Origin of the sequence: Streptomyces sp. CA-243310 (assembly GCF_050936775.1) — a bacterium.
Lineage (GTDB): Bacteria > Actinomycetota > Actinomycetes > Streptomycetales > Streptomycetaceae > Streptomyces.
On record NZ_JBNJMF010000001.1, the window covers coordinates 2,735,051 to 2,749,082 of the forward strand.

The 14,032-nt window shown below is 72.9% G+C and carries 15 protein-coding genes; 5 read left to right on the plus strand and 10 right to left on the minus strand.

The window, feature by feature from the left end:
• Positions 1-58 precede the first annotated feature (58 nt).
• Positions 59-1,048: an LLM class flavin-dependent oxidoreductase gene (locus ACQEVM_RS12365; protein WP_433077873.1), complete on the minus strand. Its 990-nt coding sequence runs from the start codon at positions 1,046-1,048 to the stop codon at positions 59-61.
• A 195-nt stretch (positions 1,049-1,243) separates the two neighbouring features.
• Between ACQEVM_RS12365 and ACQEVM_RS12370 the strand changes: the two genes are divergently transcribed.
• Positions 1,244-1,741, plus strand: a complete 498-nt coding sequence (locus ACQEVM_RS12370; protein WP_433077876.1) for an LNS2 domain-containing protein — start codon at positions 1,244-1,246, stop codon at positions 1,739-1,741.
• A gap of 80 nt (positions 1,742-1,821) precedes the next feature.
• Here ACQEVM_RS12370 and ACQEVM_RS12375 read toward each other — a convergent pair whose 3' ends face one another.
• On the minus strand, positions 1,822-2,037 hold the full coding sequence (locus ACQEVM_RS12375; RefSeq protein WP_433077878.1) for a dodecin: 216 nt from the start codon (positions 2,035-2,037) through the stop codon (positions 1,822-1,824).
• Positions 2,038-2,199: 162 nt separating this feature from the next.
• On the opposite strand from ACQEVM_RS12375, the gene ACQEVM_RS12380 reads away from it, so the two are divergent.
• The 3 genes from ACQEVM_RS12380 to ACQEVM_RS12390 all read left to right on the plus strand — a co-directional run bounded on the left by ACQEVM_RS12380 (position 2,200) and on the right by ACQEVM_RS12390 (position 5,485).
• The gene (locus ACQEVM_RS12380) at positions 2,200-3,462 is read left to right on the plus strand and encodes an extracellular solute-binding protein (protein WP_433077880.1); all 1,263 of its coding nucleotides are present in this window, start codon (positions 2,200-2,202) and stop codon (positions 3,460-3,462) included.
• Positions 3,463-3,638: 176 nt separating this feature from the next.
• Entirely contained in the window at positions 3,639-4,466 is an 828-nt protein-coding gene (locus ACQEVM_RS12385) for a GNAT family N-acetyltransferase (protein WP_433077882.1), read from the plus strand.
• Positions 4,463-5,485, plus strand: a complete 1,023-nt coding sequence (locus ACQEVM_RS12390) for a lysophospholipid acyltransferase family protein (RefSeq protein WP_433077884.1) — start codon at positions 4,463-4,465, stop codon at positions 5,483-5,485. Before ACQEVM_RS12385 ends, ACQEVM_RS12390 begins: the two co-directional genes overlap by 4 nt.
• Here the strand turns inward: ACQEVM_RS12390 and egtD are convergent.
• The 4 genes from egtD to egtA are packed head-to-tail and all read right to left on the minus strand — an operon-like array spanning position 5,368 to position 9,711.
• Complete coding sequence (gene egtD, locus ACQEVM_RS12395) at positions 5,368-6,342, minus strand: L-histidine N(alpha)-methyltransferase (RefSeq protein ID WP_433077886.1); 975 nt, start codon at positions 6,340-6,342, stop codon at positions 5,368-5,370. The genes ACQEVM_RS12390 and egtD overlap by 118 nt on opposite strands.
• Positions 6,339-7,097: an ergothioneine biosynthesis protein EgtC gene (gene egtC, locus ACQEVM_RS12400; RefSeq protein WP_433077888.1), complete on the minus strand. Its 759-nt coding sequence runs from the start codon at positions 7,095-7,097 to the stop codon at positions 6,339-6,341. The genes egtD and egtC overlap by 4 nt, the downstream gene beginning before the upstream one ends.
• The gene (egtB, locus tag ACQEVM_RS12405; protein WP_433077890.1) at positions 7,097-8,410 is read right to left on the minus strand and encodes an ergothioneine biosynthesis protein EgtB; all 1,314 of its coding nucleotides are present in this window, start codon (positions 8,408-8,410) and stop codon (positions 7,097-7,099) included. Before egtB ends, egtC begins: the two co-directional genes overlap by 1 nt.
• Positions 8,407-9,711 carry an ergothioneine biosynthesis glutamate--cysteine ligase EgtA gene (egtA, locus tag ACQEVM_RS12410; RefSeq protein WP_433077892.1) on the minus strand — a complete coding sequence of 435 codons (1,305 nt, stop codon included), beginning with the start codon at positions 9,709-9,711 and terminating at the stop codon, positions 8,407-8,409. Before egtA ends, egtB begins: the two co-directional genes overlap by 4 nt.
• Before the next feature lie 123 nt (positions 9,712-9,834).
• On the opposite strand from egtA, the gene ACQEVM_RS12415 reads away from it, so the two are divergent.
• Entirely contained in the window at positions 9,835-10,695 is an 861-nt protein-coding gene (locus ACQEVM_RS12415) for a TIGR02452 family protein (protein ID WP_433077894.1), read from the plus strand.
• 70 nt (positions 10,696-10,765) lie between these two features.
• On the opposite strand, the gene ACQEVM_RS12420 is transcribed toward ACQEVM_RS12415, so the two are convergent.
• The 4 genes from ACQEVM_RS12420 to ACQEVM_RS12435 form a co-directional block, all read right to left on the minus strand.
• Positions 10,766-11,242, minus strand: a complete 477-nt coding sequence (locus ACQEVM_RS12420; protein ID WP_433077896.1) for a type II toxin-antitoxin system PemK/MazF family toxin — start codon at positions 11,240-11,242, stop codon at positions 10,766-10,768.
• Positions 11,239-12,681, minus strand: coding sequence for an amidase (locus ACQEVM_RS12425; RefSeq protein ID WP_433077898.1), 1,443 nt, complete (start codon positions 12,679-12,681; stop codon positions 11,239-11,241). Before ACQEVM_RS12425 ends, ACQEVM_RS12420 begins: the two co-directional genes overlap by 4 nt.
• A gap of 132 nt (positions 12,682-12,813) precedes the next feature.
• Complete coding sequence (locus tag ACQEVM_RS12430; RefSeq protein ID WP_433077900.1) at positions 12,814-13,674, minus strand: MFS transporter; 861 nt, start codon at positions 13,672-13,674, stop codon at positions 12,814-12,816.
• Positions 13,671-13,913, minus strand: a complete 243-nt coding sequence (locus ACQEVM_RS12435) for a hypothetical protein (RefSeq protein ID WP_433077902.1) — start codon at positions 13,911-13,913, stop codon at positions 13,671-13,673. Before ACQEVM_RS12435 ends, ACQEVM_RS12430 begins: the two co-directional genes overlap by 4 nt.
• Between the last annotated feature and the right edge of the window lie 119 nt (positions 13,914-14,032).

Sequence of the window (14,032 nt, forward strand, 5' to 3'; positions counted from 1 at the left end):
GGCGGCGGCGGCCCGCTCCCGCCCGCCCTCGACGGGCACCGTCGCGTGCGGCGTCCGCTCAGAGCCCCGCGAGCCGGGCCAGCCCCGCGAAGGAGTCCAGCAGGGCCGTCCGGTCATAGGTGGAGGTCGTGACCAGCAACTCGTCCGCCTCCGTCGTCCGCGCGACCTCGGCCAGCTCCGCCGCGACGTGCTCCGGAGTCCCGTGGATGTGCCCGACCAGCGCGCCCTCGTACAGCTCACGCTCCTTCGGGGTCATCTCCAGTGCCTCGATCTCCTCCGCCGGCCGCAGCGGCGGGAAGCTGCCCCGGGTGCGGGAGTACGCGAGGGACCAGGCCTCGGGGATCAGGATCCTGCGGGCGGCCTCCCGCGTCTCGGCGACCGCCACGGTCCCGGAGACCATCACGTACGGCTCCGCGCCCCAGGCGGACGCCCGGAACTCCTCGCGGTAGCGCTCCACGACCTCGGCCACCTTCGCCCGGCCCCGCAGGTCCCCGACCACCATCGGCAGTCCGGCCCGCGCCGCTGTGCCCGCGCCCTCGCCGGTCGCCAGCACGTACGGGGCGATCGGCAGGCCCTCCGCCGGTAGGGCGTGGACCTGGGGGTGGGCGCGCTGGGTTCCGTCCAGCCAGCCCATTAGCTCGGTCAGTTGCTCCTCGAACAGGTCGGCGTCCTTGGTGTCCCGTCCCAGTGCCCGGCGGATCCCGTCCGTGAAGCCGACCGAGCGGCCGAGGCCCATGTCGACGCGGCCGGGGAACAGCGATTCCAGGACCCCGAACTGTTCGGCGACCACCAGCGGTTGGTGGTTGGGCAGCATGACCCCGCCCGTACCCACCCGGATCCTTTGGGTGGAGGCGGCCACGGCCGCGGCGAGCACGGTCGGTGCGGAGCCGGCGACGCCGGGCACGCTGTGGTGCTCCGACACCCAGAAGCGGTGGTAGCCGAGTTCCTCCGCGGCGCGCGCCAGCGCCACGGTGTCGCGCAGCGCCTGTGGGGCGCTGTGGCCCTCGCGGGTCCGGGACCGGTCGAGTATCGAGATTTTTCGGATCACACCGGTGTCAACGTCGTGGAGCGAGGAGGATTCCCGGGTCCGGGTGGGCGCGAGGGGGATTGCGCCGCGGATCGAGATGAAGGCGAGGAGGTACAACCCCGGCCAGGGCCCGCTGGAAGACCAGCCGGCCCGGCGCCCGCGGGTCGGCGCGGGCCTGACCGGCGCCGCTTCGACGGCGGAACCTAGGCTGGTCGTATGACGCGTGAGACCGACAACCGCCGCCCGCTGGCCGTCTTCGACATCGACAACACCCTGGCCGACACCGACCACCGGCAGCACTTCCTGGAGCGGCGCCCCCGGGACTGGGCGGGTTTCTTCGGCGCGGCCCCGGCCGATCCGCCGCTCGCGCGCGGGGTGGCGCTGGCGGTGGAGAGCGCGGCCGACTGTGAGGTCGTGTACCTCACCGGGCGCCCCGAGCGGTGCCGCGCGGACACCGTCGAGTGGCTGAACCGGCACGGTCTGCCGGAGGGGCGGCTGTGGATGCGCGGCAATCAGGACCGTCGGCCGGCCCGGACGACGAAGCTGGAGGTGCTGCGGCGCCTCGCCGGGGGTCGGGAGGTGCGGATGCTCGTGGACGACGACGAGCTGGTCTGTCAGGCGGCCCGGGCGGCCGGCTTCCGGGTGGTGTTCGCGGACTGGGCGGCGGACGCACCGGAACTCGAGTCCGCCCAGGAGGGCGAGGGCCGCACCTGAGCGGCGGGCCCCGCCTGCCGCCCGGGGGCGGGGCCCGTTCCGCTCGTCGTCGATCGGGGTCGCGGCTCTCGCCGACGGCTTCAGTCCTCGCCGTCGATGCGGAAGCCCACCTTGAGGCCGACCTGGTAGTGGCCGATCTCGCCGTTCTCGATGTGTCCGCGCACCTGGGTGACCTCGAACCAGTCGAGGTTGCGGATCGTCTGCCCCGCTCGGGCGATTCCGTTCTTGATGGCCTGATCGATGCCCTCCGAGGAGGTGCCGACGATCTCGGTCACCCGGTACGTGTGATTGGACATGGGGTCTCCCGATGGTGGTCACTGTTGCCTTGTTCCAAGGTGCCCCAGTAAGTCCGGGTCCGCGAACTTTGCGTGAAAAATCCCGAGGGAAAGGTCTTGACCAACCTATTGGTCTATGCCAATTTCAAGCCATCTGAGATCCATCCCCAGAAGGTGACCCTCGTGAAGATGCGCTTCCTCGCCGTGTGCACCGTTCTCGCGGCCGCGACCGCCCTCACCGGCTGCAGCCAGGTGGCCGGATCCGACGGCGGACCCGAGAAGGTGACGCTCTGGTTGATGAAGGGCAGCGCCTCGGACGACTTCATCGCGAAGTTCACCGCCGACTTCGAGAAGGAGCACGCCGGCATCGACCTGGAGGTCAGGATCCAGGAGTGGACGGGCATCGGCGACAAGGTCAACGCCGTCCTCAAAGGCACGAGCAAGGAGAGCGCCGACGTCATCGAGGTCGGCAACACCCAGGTGGCCCAGTACGTCGAGACCGGCGGCATCTCCGAAGTGACCATGGACGGGCTGCGCGACTGGGACAGCAGGCACTGGCTCAAGGGCCTCTCCGACCCGGGAAGCGTCGACGGCGCCCAGTACGGAGTTCCCTGGTACGCCGCCAATCGGGTGGTGATCTACAACAAGGAACTCTTCGCGAACGCCGGGATCACCACCCCGCCGAAGACCCGTCAGGACTGGATCCAGGCGACCCGACGGCTCGACAAGGGCGAACAGCAGGGCATCTACCTGCCCGGCCAGAACTGGTACGTCCTCGCCGGCTTCATCTGGGACGAGGGCGGCGAACTCGCGGTGCAGACCAACGGAGAGTGGGCCGGCGCCCTCGACGACGAGAAGGCCCTGAACGCCATGGAGTTCTACGGGCAACTCCAGGGACTCGGCGACGGCCCCAAGGACGCCGACGAGGAGACGCCCCCGCAGTCCGAGGCCTTCGCCCGCGGCCGGATCGCCCAGATCATCGGCCCGCCGAGTCAGGCGGCGGCGATAGAGGCCGCCAATCCGGCCCTGAAGGACAAGCTCGGCTTCTTCCCGATCCCCGGCAAGAGCGCCGAGAAGCCCGGCGCCGTCTTCACCGGCGGATCCGACCTGATCATCTCGGAGAAGGCGGGGAACCGCGAGCACGCCGTCGACCTGATCACGGCGCTCGTCAGCGAGAAGTGGCAGACCGAACTCGCCACCACCATGAGCTACGTCCCCAACAAGACCACCCTCGCCCACGTGGTCGAGGGCAACGAGGGCGCCGCCACCATGGCCGTCGGCGCCGCCCAGGGACGAGCCACCCCGCAGTCCGCCCGATGGGCCGAGGTCGAGGCCGAGAACCCCATCAAGCCGTACATGACGGCCGCGCTCACCGGCCAGGACCCCAAGCGGGCCGCGAAGACCGCCTCGGAGTCCATCAGCCGGATCCTCGGCTCCGACCACTGAGGCGACCCCGACGCGGCCCCCGTCCCACGGGCCCGCCCGCAGGGGTTCGCCGAGTTCAGCGTCCGCACATCCGGCCGCCGCTGAGCGGTCATGTCGAATCCAGCCGGTCACGGAAGAAGTAGAGGAGCCAGGCCCACCTGCCGGCCTGGCTCTCCGTGCCCGGATCAGGAGCAGCCATGACCATCGCACCCCTGTCCCCGTCCCCCCTCGCGTCCCCCGCGCTCCCCGCCACCCCCCTCACCCCGACGCTCCCGGCCGACCGCACCGCGCCCGCCGGCCCCCGGTACGCCGTCCGGCTCGCCCGCGACGAGGACGAGGTACGGGCCGCCCAGCGGCTGCGCCACCAGGTCTTCGCCGGGGAACTCGGCGCGCGCCTCGACCGCACCGAGCCCGGCCTGGACATCGACGCCTTCGACGCCTACTGCGACCACCTCCTCGTCGTCGACGAGGAGAGCGAGCAGGTCGTCGGCACCTACCGGCTGCTCCCCCCGGAACGCGCCGCCGTCGCGGGCCGCCTCTACTCCGAGGCGGAGTTCGACCTCGGCGCGCTGGCGCCCATCCGACACGACCTCGTCGAAGTCGGCCGGTCCTGCGTCCACCCCGACCACCGCAACGGCGCCGTCATCGCCCTGATCTGGGCCGGCCTCGCCCGCTACATGGACCGTTCCGGCCACAACTGGCTCGCCGGCTGCTGCTCCGTCCCGCTCGCCGACGGCGGGGTGCTGGCCGCCGCCACCCGGGAGACGGTCCTGCGCCGCAACCTCGCCCCCGAGGAGTACCGCGTCACCCCGCACCTGCCCTGGAGCCCCGAGGGCGTCACCGTCCCCGGCCGGCAGGAGCTGCCCCCGCTGCTGCGCGGCTACCTGCGCCTGGGCGCCTGGGTCTGCGGAGAGCCGGCGCTGGACGCCGAGTTCGGCTGCGCCGACCTGTACGTACTGCTCTCCCTGCGCCGGACCAACCCGCGCTACCTCAACCACTTCCTCTCGCTCACCCCGGGCGCATGAACGCCTGGCTGCCCACGGCTCCCTGTACCCCCGAGGCCTGCGCCGGCCACGAGGGGCGAACGGCGAGCGTCCCGCACGCGGTGCTCCGCCTCGCCGGCGCCGCGGCCCTCGTCCTCCTCGCCGTCCTGACCGCCGCTCCCGTACGGCTGCTCCCGGCCCGTCCCCGACACGCCCTGGTGCGGGGCTGGTCGGCGGCGCTGGTCGCCTCCCTGGGCGTACGGACGACCGTGCACGGAAGCCCCGGCGCGAGCGGCGCCCGACTGATCGTCGCCAACCACATCTCCTGGCTCGACGTCCCGCTCGTGTCCGCCGTGCTGCCCTGCCGGATGCTCGCCAAGAGCGAGATCGGCGCCTGGCCCGTGCTCGGCCGGCTCGCCGCCCGGGCCGGAACCCTGTTCATCGAACGGGACCGGATCAGGGCCCTCCCCGACACCGTCGCGACCCTCACCCGCGCGCTGCTCGCCGGGGACCGGGTCACCGTCTTCCCCGAGGGCTCCACCTGGTGCGGGCGGGCCCAAGGGCCGTTCCGGCGGGCCGCGTTCCAGTCGGCGCTGGACGCGGGCGTGCCCGTCCAGCCGATCCGGCTCGCGTACCGGCTGTCGGGAGGCGGGCAACCCGCCGGGACCCTCGCCGGGGCGCCCGCCTTCGTCGGGGACGACCCGCTGACGGCCTCCCTGTGGCGCATCGCCCGCGCACGGGGCGTGCGGGCCGACGTGTGGTTGCTGCCGCGGATCCCGCCGGGCCGGCACGAGGGCCGACGGGACCTCGCGGCGGCGGCGCAGGAGGCCGTACGGGCGCGGGCCGCGCGACCGGTACCGGCCGCGCGGCCCGCTCATCCCGCGGAGCCCGCACAGGGGGCACGGCCCCAGCGGACCGCACCCTTCCTGCCGGGCATTCCCACTCAGCCCACCGGGTCCTCCGCCACCGACAGGGACAGCGCGAAGCGACCCTCCGAGTCCGTCCACCACCGGGTCAACTCCAGCCCGGCGGAAGCCAGTTCCTTGCGCACCCCCTCCTGACGGAACTTCGCGGAGATCTCCGTCAGGATCTCCTCGCCCGCCCGGAAGGGCACCACCATGTCCAGGGCCCGGATCTTCACCACCGCCTCCGAACGGGCCCGCAACCGCATCTCGATCCACTCGTGTTCCTTGTTCCACACCGCCACGTGCGTGAACTCGGCGGTGTGGAAGTCCGCGCCCAACTCGCGGTCGATCACGGCCAGTACGTTCTTGTTGAACTCCGCCGTCACTCCCTGCGCGTCGTCGTACGCCGCGACCAGGACGGCCTCGTCCTTCACCAGGTCGGTACCCATCAGCAGCGCGTCACCGGGCGACAGCATCGCCCGTACCGACGCCAGGAACGCGGCCCGCTCCGGCGGCAGCAGGTTCCCGATCGTGCCGCCGAGGAACACCACCAGGCGAGGCCCGGGGGAGTCGGGCAGCCGCAGTGGCCGCGTGAAGTCCGCCACCAACGCGTGGACCTTCAAGCCGGGATGCTCGGCCAGCAGGGTGTCCGCCGCGCCCCGCAGGGCGCTCTCGCTGACGTCCACCGGGATGTACGTCTCCAACGCGGGCATCGCCTCGATCAGGTGCCGGGTCTTCTCGGAGGAACCGGAACCCAACTCCACCAGCGTGCGGGCGCCGCTCTCCGTCGCGATCTCCCGGGCCCGTTCCAGCAGGATCTCCCGCTCGGCGCGCGTCGGATAGTACTCGGGCAACCGGGTGATGTCCTCGAAGAGTTCACTGCCGAGGGCGTCGTAGAACCACTTGGGCGGCAACTTCTTGGGGGATCCGGTCAGTCCGCCGCGCACATCGGTGCGCAGCGCCTTCTCCGCGGCGTTCTCGTCGAGGGTCCGGGTCAACTGGAAATCACTCACGGTCGGCTCTCCTTGAGCGGGGTCAGATCGACCCTCGTGCGGGTTGTGGTCAGCAGGGTCCGGTCGGGTACTTCGCACCAGCGGGGGTCGTCGTCGTGCGGCTCGGACGCCACGACCACGCGCCCGGCGCGCGGATCCGCCAGATACCAGAGGGAATCGCCCCAGGCGGTCGCGGCGATCGTGGAGCCGTCGGTCAACAACAGGTTGAGCCGTGAGGCGGGGGCGGCCGAGGCCAGGTCCCGGACGGGACCGGCGAGGGCGGCGCCGAGGTCGTCCCCGGCGCGCAGGCGGTGCAGGACCAGCGCCCAGATCAGCGCCGAGTCCGTCCGCGCGGAGAGTTGCAGCAGCTCCTCCACCGGCAGTCCGGCGGCGACCGGGGCCGCCGACTCCGGCCAGTCCCGCACCGAGCCGTTGTGGCTGAAGAGCCACCGCCCGTCCGAGAACGGTGCGGCGGCGGCCTCCCCGTCGGCCCCCGCCACCGTGGCGTCCCGTACGGCGGCCAGCACGCCGCCACTGCGCACCACGCGGGTGAGGTCGGCGAACGTGAGGTCGCCCCAGATCGGGCCGGCCCGTCGGTAGCGGGCCGGCACCGGGTCGCCCTCCGCGTACCAGCCGATGCCGAAGCCGTCGGCGTTCACCGTGCCGTTGCGCTGCCGGCGCGGCGCCCACGACTGCCGCACGAGGGAGTGCTCCGGTTCGCTCAACAGCCTCCCGAGGCTCACCACCGGTCCGAGGTAGGCGAGGTGGCGACACATCAGGCATCATCCCGAGCGGTGCGGAACCCGGAGAAGATCTGCCGGCGCACCGGCAGGTCCCAGTTGCGGAACGTGCCCCGGCAGGCCACCTGGTCCACCGCGAAGGACCCACCCCTGAGCACCTTGTGCCCGGGGCCGAAGAACACCTCCGAGTACTCCCGGTAGGGGAAGGCGCGGAACCCCGGGTAGGGGAGGAACTCCGACGCCGTCCACTCCCACACGTCGCCGATCAACTGGCGCACGCCGAGGGGGGAGGCCCCGGCCGGATAGCTGCCGGCGGGGGCCGGGCGCAGGTGCCGCTGCCCCAGGTTCGCGTGCGCCGGGGTCGGGTCGGCGTCGCCCCACGGGTACCGGGTGGAACGGCCCGTGCCCGGGTCGTACCGGGCGGCCTTCTCCCACTCGGTCTCGGTGGGCAGCCGGCGCCCCGCCCAGCGGGCGTACGCGTCCGCCTCGTACCAACTGACGTGCAGCACGGGCTCGTCGCCCGGCACCGCCTCGGTGACGCCGAAGCGGCGGCGCGACCACGCGTCGCCCTCCCGGTGCCAGAACAGCGGGGCCTCGATCCCGTGCGCGCGGATCTGCTCCCAGCCCTCGGCCGCCCACCAGCGGGACTCGCGGTAGCCGCCGTCCGCCATGAACGCCTGGTAGTCGGCATTGGTCACCGGCGCCGTGTCGATCCAGTACGGCGCGGTGTCCCGGGTGTGCGCCGGACGCTCGTTGTCGAGCGACCAGGGTTCGGCGGACGTCCCCATCGTGAACGGCCCGCCGGGCAGCCGCACTTCACTCGCGGACAGGGGCGGACCCTGCGGCGGATCCGGGTCCGGGGCGGTCAACACCGCTGGTCCCTGCCTCAGCTGATGAGTGATCAACATCGTTTCGTCGTGCTGCTGTTCGTGCTGGGCGATCATTCCGAAGACATAGCCGCCGGACAGCAGGTCCGTGCCCTCCAACGGGGTGCGCTCCAGCAGGTCGAAGACCCGTCCGCGAACCTCCGCCGCGTACCGGCGGGCCTCCTCGGGCCCCAGCAGCGGCAACTTGGGCCGCTCGGATCGCGGATGCTCGAACGCGTCGTACAGCGGGTCGATCTCGGGACGCATCGACTCGCGGCCGGCGACGTTGCGCAGCAGCCAGAGTTCCTCCATGTTCCCGATGTGCGCCAGGTCCCAGACGAGCGGGGACATCAGGGGAGAGTGCTGCGCGGTCAGGTCCCCGTCGCTCACGGTCTCGGTCAGCCCGGCGGTACGGGCCCGGGCGGCGGTCAGGGCCGCCACGGCCCGCTCGCGGAGTATCTCGGGGTGTATGTCGGTGGTCACGGGCGTGCGTCCTTCCCGGCGGGCTGCCGCTGTTCCTCTTCGTCGTCCGCGGGGCAGCGGCCGCGCAGTACGTAGCGCTCGGTGAAGGCGCCGACCTCGTCCCGGACGTGGGTGCTCGCCCCGAGTCGGGGGAGCGCCTCGCCCGCCGCCAGGAAACAGGCGACGGCGGCCGACCGCAGCTCCGGATCGGCGAGCCCCGCGCGGGCGGCGGACCGCCACAGCGGGTTGCGGGGCGCGCTCCGGGATCCGTACGCGTCCGACAGCGCCTTCGACACCCGGTACGCGGTCTCCGCGGCCTCCGGGTCGTCGAACAGCGCGTGCACCACGGCCACCGGCACCATCCAGCCGTGCTCGCCGGGCTGCGCGTCGATCATCCGCAGTTCCAGGTGGCCGCGCGGTCGGATCGGCGGGAACAGCGTGGTCAGGTGGTACTCCAGGTCCTCGGCGGTGGGAGGCCGCGGGCCCGTGTCCGACGTCAGCCAGTCCCGGAATGTCAGGCCGCGCGGGATCACCCACGGCGCCCCGCCCCCGACGGACCGGACGCACATCACCTCGGTGTCCAACGCGTGCCGGGTCCACGCCTCGCGGGGCTCCTCCTCCAGCGGTGGGGCCAGGGCGCGCCGCGTGTCGATGTCGTTCCAGATGCCCTGGCGGGCACACCGCCAGCCGGCGTACGGGCCCTCCGTGCCGGGGGAGTTGGCGAACGCCGCCACCAGGACCGCGCCCAGCAGGTGCGCGAGCCGCCAGCGCCGTCCGTACCCGAGCGGGCCCGGCTCCTCGTGGCCCGCGTCCACGCAGACCTGTACGGACGCGGAGGAGCGCATCATGGCCCGTCCGGCGGGACCCGTACGGTCGAAGTACGTCTCCATCGCCTGGTAGCGAGGGCTGTCCAGCATCCGGCGCAGGGGGCGCCGTGCGTCCTGCCCGAGGCCCCGCAGCACCAGGCCCTGCCGGTGCAGGACGCCCCGTACGGCCGCGAGGTCGGCCTGAAGGTCGTCCACGCACTCCGTCAGGGAATCGGCCGGAGCCGAACTGAGTTCCAGCTGGCCGCCGGGCTCGACGGTGAACCCGGAGTGCAGGGGCAGCGCGCGGGCCGCGTCGTGCGCGGCGGCGAGCCGGTCGGCGGACAGCGCGAGCTCGGGCCGCTCGGCGTCCAGCACCAGCCATTCGAGTTCGGCCCCGAGCACACGAGGTGGACCCGTCTTGAAACAGATGCCGTGGAGGAGCGCCTCGGCCGAGGCCTCGGTGAGGGGCTCGGGCGGGGGGTGGTGCACAGGCGGAGCAGGTGAGTCCTGGCGCATGACCGGATCCTCGTCTCCTGTCGGCGGCCGGCGCTTTCGTCGGCCGTGATGTCACCCGTGCCTACCCGTCTGCGAGCCACAAATTCCATTGCCGTTCGAGGGGACCGACCGGAGGATTGCGGGGTGAGCAGCAGACTGCGTGAAATCGCGCGGGAGAACGCGACGATCCTTGCGGCCGGCGGGTACCGGACGCGGACGGGACGGCAGATCTCCCTGGCCGCCGCCCTGGCGGAAGCCAAGGCAGGAACCAGAATATATGGACCAAACCGTGTCATTCCATATGAAGACCCCCTCGCAAGGGAAGGGGAGACCGCCTTCGAGGTCACGGGCGAGAGCAGCACCGTCGCCGCCCGCCGGCTCGCGACGGACGCTCCGCAGGGGGTCCGGGTCGCCGTCCTGAACTTCGCCTCGGCCCGCAATCCCGGGGGCGGCTACGTCCGCGGCGCCAAGGCGCAGGAGGAGGTGCTGTGCCGCGCCTCGGCCCTGTACGAGACCCTGTTGGAGGCCCCGGAGTACTACGACGTCCACCGCGCGGGAAAGAGCACCTTCTACACCGACCGGGTGATTCACTCGCCCGCGGTCCCCGTTTTCCGCGACGACCGGGGCCGTCTCCTGGAAACCCCCTTCCCCGCCGCCTTCCTCACCTCCCCGGCCCCCAACGCGGGCACCATCCGCCGCCAGGAACCGGAGCGCGCCCACGAGATCCCGGGTGCCCTGGCGCGAAGGGCCGAGCTGGTCCTGGAGGTGGCGGCGCTCCACGGCCACCGGCGGCTGGTGCTGGGAGCCTGGGGGTGCGGGGTCTTCCGGAACGAGCCGACGGTGGTGGCCGAGGCCTTCCGGGAACTGCTCACCGGCCGCTTCGAGGGCGTCTTCGAACGGGTCGTGTTCGCGGTGCTGGACCGCGAGCCCGGCCCCCGCCAGGCATTCGAACGCGCGTTCGCGGGGCTGTGTGCCCGGCCGGGAAGCCCGGACCCCGGGCGCTGACCCCCGGCCGGTGCCCGCCCCGGGGCCCGGTCCGTCGATGCCGAGGGGCGGGCGGCTCACGGGCGTCCGGCTACTGCCAGCCGTACCGCTCCCGCAGCCGCTCCACGACCAGCTGGAAGCGGCCCCGGTCCAACGCACACGCCTCGCGCCGCATGCCCGACTCGTGCACCCTCAGCACCCGGTCCACCGCCACCCAGGACTCCCGCCCCGCGCCGTCCCACGGCCCGGTCCCGATCGGCACCCACTCCCGGTCGTGATCGTGCCGCTTGCTGGACAACTGCACGGCCAGCAGCGTGCTCCCGCCCGCCTCCCGGGCGACCACCAACACCGGCCGGTCCTTGCCCCGCCCGTCGTTCTCCTCGTACGGAACCCAGGTCCACACGATCTCGCCGGGATCCGGATCGCCGTCCTTGTCCGGCGCGTACTCGGTGCGCACCGGGCCGATGGCGCGCGGATCCGCCTCGCGTGTCGCGGTATCGCCGTCACGCCCGGGCTGCTCGACGTGACCGTCGCCGTGGTCGTTGCTCTGGTGGGAAAGTGCCGTCATTCCGGTGAGGTTACTGGTTCCGGCCACATCGAGGACCAGTCCTCGGCCGCCTCGACCTGGGCCGCCAGGGAGAGCAGCAGGGGCTCCGCGTCGGCGGGACCCAGGAGTTGGGCGCCCAGGGGGAGACCGTCCGCGGTGAATCCGGCCGGGATGTTGACACCCGGCCAGCCGAGGACGTTCCACGTCCAGGCGTACGGGCACGCCGCGATCATCGCCCGGTCCGTCGCCAGCGCCCCCAGGCCCGCGAGGGCGCCGATCCGCAGCGGCGGGGTGGCCGTGGTCGGGGTGAGCACGACGTCGAAGCGGTGGAAGATCTCCCCGACCCGCCGTTGCAGCACGGCTTCCGCCCGGCGCGAGACGCGCAGGGGCACCCCGCCCAGGATCCGCCCCGTACGGACGGCCTCGTGGGTGCGGGGGTCCAGCAGCGAGGAATCCGGTACGCGGGCCGCCAGATCCCGCACTCCGCCGGTCGCGCGGGGCGCGAAGGTCAGACCGATCGGGCCGTAGCGGGGATCCTCCTCGACCACCTCGTGCCCCAGCGACTCCAGCCGTGCGGCCAGCCGTTCCACCGCCGCACGCACCACGGGGTCCAGGGACTTCGCCGTGGCGGTGAACGCCATGGCGAACGACAGGGCGACCCGCAGGCGGCGCGGCGCGCGCCGGGCGGCGTCGACCGCCGAGATGCGCGCCGGGTTGTGCAGGTCCCCGGCGTGCTGCCCGCTCGCCGCGTCGAGGAGCAGCGCCGCGTCCGCGACGGTGCGGGCCAACACGCCGTTGACCGTCAGCCCGTTGAAGGACTCGGGTTCCGGCCAGGTGGAGATGCGCCCCCGTTGCGGCTTCACGCCCACCAGGTGGGTCCACGCCGCAGGGATGCGGACCGAGCCCGCCCCGTCGGAGCCGAGCGCCGCCGGGACGAGCCCCGCGGCGACCGCCGCCGCCGAGCCGCCCGAGGAACCACCGGGCGTGTAGGCGGTGTTCCACGGGTTGCGGGTGTCGCCGAAGGCGGGCCCCTCGGTGAACGGCCACTGGCCCAACTCCGGGGTCTGGGTCTTGCCGACGATGATCGCGCCGGCCGCGCGCAGCCTGCGCACGGCCTCGCTGTCGGCGCGCTTCGGCGGGAAGGTCCCCGCGCTGCCGAAGGCGGTCGGCTCCCCGGCGACGTCCATGTCGTCCTTGACGGCGATCGGCACCCCGAGAAGCGGGAGCCGCTCGCTGGCCACCAGTCGCCGGTCCGCGTCGTCCGCCTCCGCGAGCGCGGCCTCGACCCGTACGACACGGAACGCGTTGAGCGCGGGCTGGGCGGCCGCGATCCGCTCCAGGGTCTGCTCCGTCAACACGCGTGCGGTGACGCTGCCTTCGGCGAGCGCGCTCACCATGTCCGACAACCCCGCGGAGACCCGCGGGGCCGAGCCAACCGAATCCAGCGATGACGCCGACATCGGACCTCCCCCTTACCGATCGGTAGGAACGACGGTAACGGGGAGGACCGGAGCGTCGCCAGAGCCGGTCCTCCGGGGAACTGGTGAACCGCGGGTCGTGTGCACACTGGGCGGGGCCCGGCAGAGCCGTCGTCAACGGACTCCGCGGATGGGCCTCACCGCGAGGGCGCCCGCCACGGCCAGGACGGCGGCGACGACGAACAGCGCGGTGTAGCCCCCGCTGACCGACACGATCACCGAGGCGATGAAGGGTGCGATGATCTGCGGCCCCGCGTTGGCGATGTTGAGCACACCCATGTCCCGGGCCGCGTCCTCGGCCTTGGGGAGCACCATGGTCACCAGTGCCGTGTCCACGGCCATGTAACAGCCGAAGGCGAGCCCGTTGACCGCGGAGAAGACCAGCATCGCCGTCCAACTCGTGGAGAGGGCCGGAATCACCAGGGCGAGCGCGGACAGCAGCGCGGACGCGCCGACGAAGAGCTTGCGGCGGTCGAACCGGTCGGACAGCCAACCGCCGAGCACCGTCGAGACGACCATGGCCACGCTGGTCAACGGCATCATCACGGCCACCGCCGCCTCCGGCCTCATCCCGTCGGGCAGCACGGTGTGGTCCTGGAGGATGTACAACTGGTAGCCGCTCACGGCGAAGTAGCCGAGCACGAGCAGCGCCCGTCCGATGAACGCCCATCGGAAGTCGTGGTTGCCGAGCGCGCTCGCGAAGGCGCCGAGCTGGGCCCGGACCGGCAGGGGCGCGCGGGCCGGCAGTCGCTCCTCCCGGGCGCAGGCCGTGAACAGCACCGCGGCCCCCGCGACGATCGCGCCGAACACGAGGTATCCGGTGCGGTAGTCCTCGGAGAAGGTGGCGCCGAGCAGGGCACCCAGGGTGGACCCGAAGGGCAGCCCGAGGCCGACGGCGGCGGAGGCCCTGCCGCGGGCGCTCACGGGGACCCGGTCGGGGACCACGGAGGTGATCGCCGCCTGGTAGACGTTCATGACGGCCTGGCCGAGACCCCCGCGATCAGGCCGAAGTTTGCGACCTTGTGCACGGGGTCGATGTGCTCGACCTGGAGGGCGAGCAGGATGCCGGCCACGCCGATGTACAGGGAGTACATGGCGGTGTTGCCGACGAGCAGGAGCGGGAGCAGGCCGCGTCCGGGGCCGGACTTCGCGGGTCTCCCGGACGCGTCGGGGGCGGCGCCGGCGGTGCCGGTGCCGGGGGAGGAAAGGGCCACGGTGCCATCCTGGGCGGTGTCTGCGTGCGGCTGACGGAGGATGCGGGGGGTGGAGGGTGAGGGGGTGCGCGCCGCCCTGTCGCGGTGGCGGGGTGCGAAGGGTCGCGGCAGGGCGGCGG

Coding starts and splice junctions, on each gene's coding strand:
- egtC (WP_433077888.1), bottom strand. CDS start 7,097: ATGTGTCGCCACCTCGCCTACCTCGGACCGGTGGTGAGCCTCGGGAGG.
- egtA (WP_433077892.1), bottom strand. CDS start 9,711: ATGCGCCAGGACTCACCTGCTCCGCCTGTGCACCACCCCCCGCCCGAG.
- ACQEVM_RS12375 (WP_433077878.1), bottom strand. CDS start 2,037: ATGTCCAATCACACGTACCGGGTGACCGAGATCGTCGGCACCTCCTCG.
- ACQEVM_RS12370 (WP_433077876.1), top strand. CDS start 1,244: ATGACGCGTGAGACCGACAACCGCCGCCCGCTGGCCGTCTTCGACATC.
- ACQEVM_RS12385 (WP_433077882.1), top strand. CDS start 3,639: ATGACCATCGCACCCCTGTCCCCGTCCCCCCTCGCGTCCCCCGCGCTC.
- ACQEVM_RS12390 (WP_433077884.1), top strand. CDS start 4,463: ATGAACGCCTGGCTGCCCACGGCTCCCTGTACCCCCGAGGCCTGCGCC.
- ACQEVM_RS12430 (WP_433077900.1), bottom strand. CDS start 13,674: ATGAACGTCTACCAGGCGGCGATCACCTCCGTGGTCCCCGACCGGGTC.
- ACQEVM_RS12425 (WP_433077898.1), bottom strand. CDS start 12,681: ATGTCGGCGTCATCGCTGGATTCGGTTGGCTCGGCCCCGCGGGTCTCC.
- ACQEVM_RS12420 (WP_433077896.1), bottom strand. CDS start 11,242: ATGACGGCACTTTCCCACCAGAGCAACGACCACGGCGACGGTCACGTC.